The sequence below is a fragment of the Acetobacter fallax genome (genome assembly GCF_011516735.1).
Taxonomy (GTDB): Bacteria; Pseudomonadota; Alphaproteobacteria; order Acetobacterales; family Acetobacteraceae; genus Acetobacter; species Acetobacter fallax.
This window is the reverse complement of record NZ_WOSX01000043.1, coordinates 17,654-28,149: the sequence shown is the minus strand read 5'-3', so window position 1 is coordinate 28,149 and position 10,496 is coordinate 17,654. Positions and strand designations below refer to the sequence as shown.

Sequence of the window (10,496 nt, the reverse complement as noted above, 5' to 3'; positions counted from 1 at the left end):
ATCAGGAGGCAGAAGATACGGCTGAGACCGGTCAGACGGGATGAAGCTGCTCATCTCACCACCTTACAACCTTACCCCTTCACAGGGTACCCCAACCCGACAGGCTGCTAGTGGATAAAAGCAATACAGCTTCGAGCGTATGGGCGGATATGGCCTGTCGCTCAAAAGCCAGCGAGACCCTCATGGAAAAGCAGGGCTCTATCTCAAAGATCCGCCGGAAAAAATCGCATCTCAAACCCATACCCGGCATATCCAGCGGTGAAATACCGGGAAGCCGGTCATCCGATCCCGCGTCGAGCATGTCTTTGCCCACCAGAAATCACAGATCGGGCTGTTCATCCGCACAGTCGGCATTGATCAGGCCACCATGAGGATCGATCTCACCAACATCACCTATAATATGCGCGGCTTCCTCTTCCTCGAAAGGATCAGCAGTGCCGCATAGCAAGTCAGCACCAAGAAACCATCACTCTGCATGAAATCAGGTGATTACGACGTCAGTCAATAGTTTTTCGAACACTCACTTGGTTGCGTTTTATTATGATTCGGACAGAAACGATTGCGTTTATCGTATAATCGTCACGCTTTCGAAGCCGTAATACGGGCGCCCCGGGCTTTCGGGCGAGTCCAGGATGAGGGCGTGCGCGCCCTGGGCGGTGATGGGGACGACGAGATGCAGTGGTTTGCCGAGAGGGCCGATCGGCAGCGGGGCGGAACCGATGACGGTATCGGGCTCGTCGGTTGTACGGACGGCGAGCGTGTTCGGCGGGAGGGCGGAGCCGGGGCCTGTTGCGGCGCGCGTGTCGGAAGGGTCGTCTTGTGGGGTTCCGAAGAAGCGGCTCATGGGGATGAGGTCCACCGCCAGGGATTTCGTGCCGTAGAGGCTGGTGACGGGGATGGCGACGCAGTCGTGGTTGCGGTCGATGGTCAGGTAAGGCGAGGGGGCGATGGCGTCTGGCGTCGCGGGGACGATGGCGTCTGGCGTCGCGGGGACGCGGACGGAGAGTTTGCCGCCGGGGCAGGCGATGAAGGACGATCCTGTCCGCTGATCCGCGAGGTCGGGCGTGATGACGCGCCGGGTCGGGGTGGCCAGCGGGTGCCCCGCCTTATCGAACGGGATTGCCGTGAGAGTGACGCCGGCGGGTGCCTGGAGGGGGACGCGGTAGAGCGGCGCCGTCTGATCTGGTTCGGTGCCGTCAAGCGTGTACCGGATGAGGCCGGTGTTCGCCTGGTTCGACAGGGTGAGCGTGATGCGGCCTGGCGTGTCTGACGGCGTGGCCTGAAGGGTGACGGCAAAGGCGCCGTCCGCGACGGGGACGCCGTGTTCTGACTCGCGGCGCATTTCGGCGGGCAGGCGGTGCAGGAAGCTGTCCCATTTCTGGAGCGGGCGGGGTGTCCACGCGATTTCAGCCAGCGCGCTGGCCCGAGGGAAGGCGGCGTGCAGGACGGACGCTCCGGAGGTAAAGTATTCTGTCCACAGCGCGCCTTCGACGCCGAGGATATGTTGCTGCACCTGAGGAGTGGTTCCGGGCGGGAGAGGGTCGAACTGATAAACGGTCGCCAGGGATTCGATGGGGTAGCGGCCGCCGGCAGGCTCTTCGTCGCGGTTTGTTTGCAGGTAGTCGAAATAGAGGGATGACGAGGGCGCCATGACGGCGTCGTGGCCGGCTTCCGCCGCGGCGACGGCGCCCTTCACGCCGTGCCAGGACATGACGGAGGCGGAAGGGGGCAGGCCGCCTTTCAGGATTTCATCCCATCCGATCAGGCGTCGGTCGTGACTGGCAAGCCATGTTCCCAGACGTTCGATGAACCAGCTTTGCAGAGCTTCTTCGTCCCTGACGCCGAGGGCGCGCATGCGGGCCTGCACGGAGGGGGAGGATCGCCACTGTTCCTTCACGGCTTCGTCGCCGCCGAGGTGGATGAAGCGCGACGGGAAGAGTTCGAGGACTTCGGTGAGGACGTTTTCGATAAAGGTGAAGGTGCGGTCGTCGGTGTTGTAGAGATAGGGGTGAATGCCCATGACGGTGGAGACCTGGGTGGGCGTGCCACCTGATCCGATTTCCGGGTAGGCGGCGATGGCGGCCTGCGCGTGTCCGGGCATGTCGAGTTCCGGGACGATGGTGATGTTGCGTGCCTCGGCGTAGGCGACGATCTCGCGGATCTGGTCCTGCGTGTAGAAGCCGCCATAGGGGGCGCCGTCGCCGTTCGGGCCGGAATCGGGGGCGTGACGCCAGGCGCCGATGCGGGTCAGTTCCGGGTAGCGGCGGATTTCGATGCGCCAGCCCTGGTCATCGGTGAGGTGCCAGTGCAGGACGTTCAGTTTCAGGCGTCCCATGGCGTCGATCATTGTGCGGATGTCGTCGGGCGTCTGAAAGTGCCGCGATGAGTCGACCATCATCCCGCGCCAGCGCAGGCGGGGTTGGTCGCGGATGCGGAGCGCCGGGATTGTTTTTGTCGGGGAGGAGAGGAGCTGGGCGAGGGTGACAGCGCCGTAATAGAGGCCGACCTGATCGTGGGCGATGATGGTGACGCCGGTCGGCGTAACGGTCAGATCGTAGCTTTCGGCGGGGGCTGACGGATCGGCGGGCAGGAGGCGGAAGTGGAGGGTGGGGGTTGCGGGGGTGCCCGTTGCACGGGATGCAGGCGCGGCGACGAGGGTGGGGCCGGACCGGGAGTGTAGCGTTTCGAGCAGGATGTCGGATTGCGCGGGGGCGACGTTGTCGGTCGTCACGGGGAGCGTTGCGGGAATTCTGAGATGGCCTGCGACCAGCGTCATGCTGGCGGGGAGCGGCAGCAGCGGCGGAATGTCGTCGGCTCTGGCCTGCGCGCCGGTGAAGAGCAGGGCGGCGAGCGCCGTTGTTGCGAGCGGGCGGCGATGGGAGGGGCGCATCATGGGGTGTGTCCTCGTTTGTCGCGTGGAGCGCGTCCTGCGCGCCTGTGCTTCTGTTTCGTAACTATAACGATCATAAGCACGCATGCACAACAGGAGAGTGACCATATTTGCGCTATGATTTGCGAGTATTCGACATTTTGTGGCGATCTACGGCCATGCGATGGTTCTTTCCGGGCGGTCTGATGAGGGAAAATGTCGCAAATCAGGTGGGCGTGGGCGCTGGCGGACGCAGTTTGCGAGCGGTGAATGCACGCATTTTATTTGACATCAATCATATACGATCATATGTATGATTTTATAGAGATGGTTCCGCTCCTGATCGACTGGCGGATGATGGTCGCCGTCAGGAGTGGCGACGTGAGGAGGTGTATAGAGATGCAGCAGGCGGACCTGTTCCGTTTCACAGGTGGTTTTCCGGGCTGCTTTCGGGGCCGTTTGTTCCGCTGCTCTCCTTGTCGCCTCCCCTGCTGCTCCCTGGATGGTGCTGTTTTCCTCAGCCCGTTTTCCGGCGATCTGCCTGAATGACTGAAACCGACGGCATTCTGGCGCTCGATGGGGGCGGCTCCAAGACGCTGCTGATCGGCGTTCTTCGGGATGCGACGGTTTTGGTCCGGCGCGTGGCCGGCGGCTCCAATCCGTTTGACCAGCCGTGCTGGGCAGACGTCATCGCCGGCATTGTCCGCCCGCCGGTTCCGTTTCAGATCCGGGCCGCCGCGTTCGGGATGGCCGGGCATGGCGAGAGCACGGCGACCACGCGGCAGCAGGACGATCTGGCGGGTTCGCTGCTGCCGGTGCCGGTCCGGGTTCGCAATGATGTTGAGATGGCCTGTCTCGGGGCGTTTGGCGGCGGGCCTGGCGTGCTGCTGCTTTCGGGGACGGGCTCGATGGCGTGGGCGCGCGGGGCTGACGGGCGCAATATCCGTGTCGGCGGCTGGGGCCCTCTGTTCGGGGATGAGGGCAGCGCCTTCTGGATCGGTCGTGAGGCGCTTTCCCTTCTCACGCAGGCGCTGGACGGGCGCGACGTCGGGGCTGCCGATCTGGTGGAGCCGGTTTGTTGTTATCTTGGTCTGACGGACGAGGGTGATGGGATCAGGGCGGCGCTTCTCGCCTGGTATTCGGGTCTTGACCATGAGCGGTCGGCGGTTGCGGCGGTCGCCCGGTGCATGGGCGATCTGGCGGCGGAAGGGAATCTTTCGGCGCTGGCGCTGATTGACCGGGCGGCAGCGCATCTTGCGCGCCATGTGAGCACGGCGCGCGCGGCGCTGTCGAATGAGGCGTTCGTGGATCAGGGGCTGCCGTGGAGCCATGGCGGCGGGACGTTCGCCAGTGCCGCGCTTCTGGACGCCGTCGAGCGGCGTTGCGGGGCGTCGCGGCCCCCGTTGCTTCCGCCGGTCGGGGGCGCGGTTCTGGAGGCCGCCGGTCTGGCGGGCTGGGGTGTGGATGCAGCGTGGATTTCCCGTCTGGCCGCAGGCCTGACGAACGGGCTGTCGGCTGACGGGCTGAGTGAGGGTCCGATTGATGATCCGGGGGCGTGCGACCGCGCGGCCGGACTGAATGTGATGATGCCGAAGCTGGCGCCTCCGCCCGCTTCCAGGAAAAAGGACACGCAGGATGAACGCGACTGAGCGTGGTATTCGGGAGCAATTCCCGTTCTGGGACCGTCTGTCGATGGAAGGCGTGAAGGCTGATCCTTCCGTGGTTCATGCGGTGGTTGGCTGCGGCACGTCCGTGCACATCGCGGACTCGATCGCGGCGACGCTGTGTGAGCAGGGCGTGATGGCGCGGGCTGTTCCGGGCAACGAGTGGACATGTCGCCGGACGAGTTATGTTCCCGCGTCGGTTTCGCCCCGGGTTGTGGCGCTGTCGCGCAGCGGGGAGTCCACCGAGACGGTGGCGGCGGCGCGTGCGAGCCGGGCGGCGGGGCTGCCGGTGACGGCGTTCACCTGCGCGCCTGGGAGCACGCTTTGCGGAGAGGCGGACGAACTGGTTGAGTCCGACACGCATCCCGAGGAGGACATCGTGATGACGGCTTCGGCCAGTCTCATGCTGCTGATGGGGCTTCGCTACGCTGGTGTGGACGCCGGGCCTGAGACCACGGCGCGCGCGCGCGCCCTGCTGGATATGGCGGACCCGCATCTGGCTTCGCTGATCCGGGGTCGCGGGCATTTTGTGTTTCTTGGCGGCGGCGCGCTTTACGGCGTGGCGCGTGAGGGAGCGCTGAAGCTTCAGGAAATGAGTCTGAGCCAGACGGAGGCGCATCATCCTCTGGAATATCGTCATGGGCCGGTCAGTCTGATCGATGAGCGGTCTTTCGTGACGATCCTTTATCATCCTGACACGATTGAGGAGGAAGCCAGGCTGGCTGACGAACTGATCGGAAAGGGCGCTGTCGTTCTCGGGATTGGCGGGCCGGGTACGGTGACGCTGCCAGTCGACGGACCGGCTTCGGTGCGGCCACTGGTGTGTCTGCCGGTGCTCCAGCTGCTGGGCGAGTATGTGGCGCGGGACAAGGGTCTCGACACGCTGAAGCCGCGTCATCTGACCAAGGTCGTTACCATCGGCTGATGCGCCGCGACGGCGTGTGGTCATCTGTTTCCCGAGCCTGAAGGGTTGTCATGTCGATTGCTCCATTTTTTGATCTTGTGAAGCAGATCCATGATCCGTTGGCGCCGCGCGGGAGTCGGCGGGGGCTGACGTCGGTCTGTTCCGCGCATCCGCTGGTCATTGAGGCGGCTCTCGGGCGGGCGGCGCGGCTCGGGGAGCCTGTGTTGATCGAGGCGACCTGCAACCAGGTCAATCAGGAGGGCGGCTACACGGGCATGACGCCGGTGGATTTTCTCGATCTTCTGCGCGGAATTGCGGAGAAAGTCGGGTGTCCGTCCGATCTGATCCTGGCTGGCGGCGATCATCTTGGTCCCAGTCCGTGGAAGACGCTTCCGGCGGAGGAGGCGCTGAGCCGGGCGGGCGACATGGTTGAGGCTTACGCGCGGGCGGGGTTCGTGAAGCTGCATCTGGATGCCAGCATGGGGTGTGCGGGCGAGCCCGCGGCGCTGGCGGACGACATTGTCGCCGCGCGGGCCTGTGCGCTGGCCGGGCGGGCGGAGGCTGTGGCGCCGGGGCGGGTGGTTTATGTGATCGGGACGGAAGTTCCGGTTCCGGGCGGGGCAGCTGAGGCGCTGGACCATCTGACGCCGACGAGTCCGTCTGCCGCTGCGGAGACGTTGCGGCTCCACGAGACTATGTTTCGCGCGGCGCTGGGCGACGAGGTGTGGTCACGGGTGATTGCGCTGGTGGTTCAGCCGGGTGTTGAGTTCGGGGTTGAAGAGGTCGCTCTTTACGACCGTGATCGGGCACGGTCACTTTCGGACGCGCTGGTCGGGATGCCTGGGCAGATTTTTGAGGCGCACTCGACGGATTACCAGACCGCGGAGGGGCTGCGGGCTCTTGTTGAGGATGGGTTCGCGCTGCTGAAGGTGGGGCCCGGTCTGACGTTTGCGTTGCGTGAGGCGCTATATGCGCTGGATGCGTTGCGGGGGGCGCTGCTGCCGCAGCAGGAGAGTCTGCGGGATGTGATGGAGCGTGTGATGCTGCATGATTCTTCGCACTGGGCGGGCCATTACGAAGGGTCTTCTTCGCAGCTTAGAGTATTGCGGCATTATGCCTGGAGTGATCGCATCCGCTATTACTGGCCGAAGCCGGAGGCCGGCGAGGCGGTAGACACGCTGTTTTCGCAGCTTGCGGACACCGGGATGCCGGACCCTCTGATCAGTCAGTTTCTGCCGACTCTGTTTGCGAGGCTGCGTTCGGGTGAGATTGCGCGGGAGCCTCGGGCAATCGTTATTGCAGCGGTGACAGATGTGCTGGACATGTATGGCGCGGCGTGCGCGCCGGGGTCCGGAAAAGGCGTCTGACCGTTAGTATTTTTTAAGCGTGCGGTGTGGCTACCGGCTCGCCGCGTCGGGGCGCTGTCCTTCCGCGCGTGTTGCTGTTGTGTTTGCATGGCAGTGTTCCTGCGCGGCCAGGCGACGGGGCGCCGTGTCATGAGGCATGGTGCAGCGAATATTACGGGCGGCGAGAGATCACGCCGCTGACTGAGGGAGCGTAGTCATGAAACTTTCCGGGCAGATCGTGTTGCCGGACCGCATTCTCCCGGGTGAGGTCTCTTTCGACGGGCGGATTGGCGCGGTTGTCTCCGTGCCTGACGCGCCGCGCCGTTTCATTCTGCCGGGATTTATTGACGGGCATGTGCATGGCGGTGACGGCGCCGACACGATGGACGGGGTGGACGCTATTCATCGTCTGGCGCGGTTCCATATGGCGCATGGCACGACGACGATTCTTCCGACCACGATCACCAGTCCGTGGAGCGAGGTGATGGGGGCGCTGCGCGCTGTTGCCGAGGTCTGCGGAACCGGAATCGGGGCGGGGCCTGTGGTGCATGGGGCGCATCTTGAGGGACCGTTCGTCAGTCCTCACAAGTTGGGTGCTCAGCCGCCTTTCGCGATTACGCCGTCGCCGGAACGGGTTTCCGAGGCGCTGGCAACCGGCGTGGTGCGGGTGGTGACGCTGGCGCCGGAACTGGAGCATGCGGTGACGGCGATTCCGGCGTTTGCGCGGGCCGGGGTACGGGTCAGTCTCGGGCATACGGTGACAGATTATGACGGTGCGTTGCGCGCGATCTGCGCGGTCTGCGCGGCCGGTGGGACGGTTGGCGCGACGCATCTGTTCAACGCCATGGCCCCGGTTGAGGGGCGTCGTCCGGGGCCGGTAGCGGCTCTGATGTGCAGTGATGAAGCTTATGCCGAGATGATTTTCGACACGCATCATGTTCATTCGGCGAGTTTTCGTCTGGCGCAGCGGATGATGGGGGGGCGGCTTGTGTTCGTGACGGACGCGATGAGGGGCGCGGGGATGCCTGAGGGGCCGAGTCAGCTTGGGGGGCAGGACGTGATGATCCGCGACGGCGCGGTGCGTTTGCCGGGCGGGTCGCTTGCGGGCAGCGTGCTGACGCTGGACGTGGCGCTGAGGAATGCGGTCGGGAGCGGCGGGATGTCGTTGCCGCAGGCGGCATCGCTGGTGAGCACCAACGCGGCGCGGTATCTGGGGCTTCATGACCGGGGGCTGATTGCTGCGGGGCTGCGCGCGGATTTTGTTGTTCTGGACAGAGATTTGCGGGTCGAGGAGGTCTGGGTCGGGGGCCTGCGCACCGTGTAGCGTTCCGGACCTGCGCTTTATCGTGTGGGGGAATGGGGACGGGGCCCTGGTCTGTTGAGAAACAAGAGGTTTCCGGAGGCTCATGAGACCTGTGCGCGGGTGTGTGATTCCGGATAGGCTTGGCTGTTTTTTTTGAGGCGAACACCTGCGGTGAATTGCCCATGATGCTTGCGGCCCGGAGGAAGGATCGAAACGCGCCTTCCATGAACAGCCTTTCTGCCCTTATGCCTGACCCACCAGGTCTCATCATCATGCTCGCTGTGTGACGCGATGATCGTGGCATCACGATCGTGCCGGTCCTGCCCGGTCGACCGATGTGCCATCATCCGCTCCAGCGTCAGAAAACAGCATCAGCGAATCACGCTTCTACCCAAATGTCACACACCCGCGCTCAGGTCTCTTCAATCAGCCGTCAGGTGCTGGTCAGTGATTTTTAACGGAGAACCCCGGGGGCTGCCGGCACCCGGAAGGAATGGCGGGTTTCTTCACCCCGATCTTTTTTTCCGGTCTGCTCTTTTCAGACAGGCGGGGCGCCCAGATGCGGTGCGGAGAATGTCTGCGAGACACGCCACGGGATACATTTCGCGCCCATCAGACGCTCGCCGGGACTGGCGATGGCGCCGCCGCCGACGTCCAGGCATTCGCCAGCTGCCGTCAGTATTCCGTCGCGGTGATAGCGGAAGGTTTGCGACGGAACGCCTGTGTGACAGGCGCTGAGGCCGACGCGGCCGGTTCTCGGATCGAGATTCAGGCATTCGCCCGGGAAGGCAGCGTTGTGGACTGGTCCTTCCTGTCCGTTTGTGTCTGGGAGGGTCCAGTCCTGAGCGGGGGCTGCTGAGCAGGCGGCTGTGACGATGTGGCCGTTTTTGCTGATGTCGAGACAGAATGGCGCTTTGCTGAACGCGTACTGGGCGATGGCGATCTGGCCTCGTGGTTTCACGGTGAGGCAGGCGGAGGGGGCGATGCGCCAGGCGGCGTTGTCGTGGGCAGCCAGGGTGACGGTGAGGGCTCCGGACGCTTCGATCCGCTCTGGTTTGCCGGTCCAGATATCGGTGAGATCCAGGGAGCAGGATTTTGCTTCCACGCCCAGTCGGGAAAGCGGGAGCGTGCGGGTGACGGTCTTGTCATCCTTGTTCAGGATGAGGAAGGCGAGGCCGCCGTCGGCCAGAGGTTTGAGGACGACGTCCATGCCGGCGTCGTCGGCGGGGTTGTCCCGGAGCACGAGCCGGCCACCGGCCCCGAGGGGATCCTGATCGATGGCGATCATGCCGGGATTTTTCAGAATAGCCAGTGATTGTGCGTAATGCGGGTCTGAGGCGTCGCGCACCATCAGCCGGAGATCAGCGCTGACGAGGAGGGGGGCGCCCATGAGGGACCAGAGTGCCATCTGGCTACGCTCTTCGGCGCTGGTGAGTCCGTCGTCACCGATGAGTAACTGGTCGGCATCGTTCCAGTTTCCTGGCGAGACGTAGCGGGACAGCGCAACCGTGTCGGTAAAGCTCTGGTAGACGCCGTCGAGACCGGCGCGGGCGGGGTCTGTCACGAGCCATGGATCGTCCAGGGGGCGACCGTCGGAACCGATCCGCGTTGTGGCAACGTCGGGGCCGGTTCGCCACATCTGACCGAGCCCGCGTACCCAGGACATGGACTCGTATTTGAGCGGGTCGGAGGGGCCGAATTCAGCGGGGGCGGATTCGTCGAACAGGATTTTGCGGGCTGAGCCGGCGGTGGCGGCGCCGAGGGCGTCGCCCATTGCACGGAACAGGTCGGGGAGGCTGGTTTCGGGAGCGCCGCAATTATCGAGTTTCAGAAAATCGACACCCCAGCGGGCGAATTTCAGGGCATCCTGAGTCTGATGGCCGGCTTCTCCGGACGGCACGTATTCGCAGGTCAGATAGCCGGAGGTATTGTACAGTCCGGCGAGAAGTCCCATCCGATGCACGGTGGCCACATAGGCGGTCAGGTCGTCGTCGAAGCCGGGCTGCTCGCCACCATGATGGCGGGGCGAGGTCCAGCGGGAGGCGCCGTGCAGGTTTCCGTCGGGTCTGCGCTCCATCCAGCAATCATCGGTCACGAGGGTCCGGTATCCGGCTTTTGCGAGGCCGGACGCGGTCATCGCCCTGCCCTGGTCCGTCATGAAGGTCTGAAAGCTGTAATGGCGCGCGTCGCCGCCGCCGAGTGGGACCTGGGGGACACATGTGAATCGCGCCCAGTTGTTGAATCCCATGGGGGGCGTCGCGGCGAGCGGCGTTGTGCTGCTGGCGGCGATTTCGTCGGCGCGGGCCACGATGGGGGGGCGCGGCGGCGGCTGCGAGGGCAGCGGCCGCGAGCAGCGTTGACCGCAGGACTGGCCGTCGGCTTTCTGGCCGACTCTTTGTTCGGAATCCTT

The 10,496-nt window shown here is 64.4% G+C and carries 6 protein-coding genes and 1 pseudogene; 5 read left to right on the top strand and 2 right to left on the bottom strand.

Going from position 1 to position 10,496, the window contains the following annotated elements; genetic code table 11:
- Positions 1–107: 107 nt before the first annotated feature.
- Positions 108–445 (top strand): annotated as a pseudogene (locus tag GOB85_RS15565) (IS5/IS1182 family transposase); the annotation flags it as partial.
- A 120-nt stretch (positions 446–565) separates the two neighbouring features.
- Here the strand turns inward: GOB85_RS15565 and GOB85_RS15560 are convergent.
- The gene (locus GOB85_RS15560) at positions 566–2,893 is read right to left on the bottom strand and encodes a beta-N-acetylhexosaminidase (protein ID WP_173578417.1); all 2,328 of its coding nucleotides are present in this window, start codon (positions 2,891–2,893) and stop codon (positions 566–568) included.
- A 521-nt stretch (positions 2,894–3,414) separates the two neighbouring features.
- Here GOB85_RS15560 and GOB85_RS15555 point away from each other — a divergent pair.
- From GOB85_RS15555 to nagA, 4 genes are all read left to right on the top strand, one after another.
- Positions 3,415–4,518 (top strand): N-acetylglucosamine kinase, encoded by a 1,104-nt coding sequence (locus tag GOB85_RS15555; protein ID WP_242011561.1) that lies wholly within the window; start codon positions 3,415–3,417, stop codon positions 4,516–4,518.
- Entirely contained in the window at positions 4,505–5,458 is a 954-nt protein-coding gene (locus tag GOB85_RS15550; protein WP_173578416.1) for an SIS domain-containing protein, read from the top strand. Before GOB85_RS15555 ends, GOB85_RS15550 begins: the two co-directional genes overlap by 14 nt.
- A gap of 50 nt (positions 5,459–5,508) precedes the next feature.
- The gene (locus GOB85_RS15545) at positions 5,509–6,804 is read left to right on the top strand and encodes a class II D-tagatose-bisphosphate aldolase, non-catalytic subunit (RefSeq protein ID WP_173578415.1); all 1,296 of its coding nucleotides are present in this window, start codon (positions 5,509–5,511) and stop codon (positions 6,802–6,804) included.
- Positions 6,805–7,000: 196 nt separating this feature from the next.
- Positions 7,001–8,107 carry an N-acetylglucosamine-6-phosphate deacetylase gene (gene nagA / locus GOB85_RS15540; protein WP_173578414.1) on the top strand — a complete coding sequence of 369 codons (1,107 nt, stop codon included), beginning with the start codon at positions 7,001–7,003 and terminating at the stop codon, positions 8,105–8,107.
- Between the two features lie 517 nt (positions 8,108–8,624).
- Here the strand turns inward: nagA and GOB85_RS15535 are convergent.
- Positions 8,625–10,394, bottom strand: coding sequence for an alpha-galactosidase (locus GOB85_RS15535; RefSeq protein ID WP_173578413.1), 1,770 nt, complete (start codon positions 10,392–10,394; stop codon positions 8,625–8,627).
- Between the last annotated feature and the right edge of the window lie 102 nt (positions 10,395–10,496).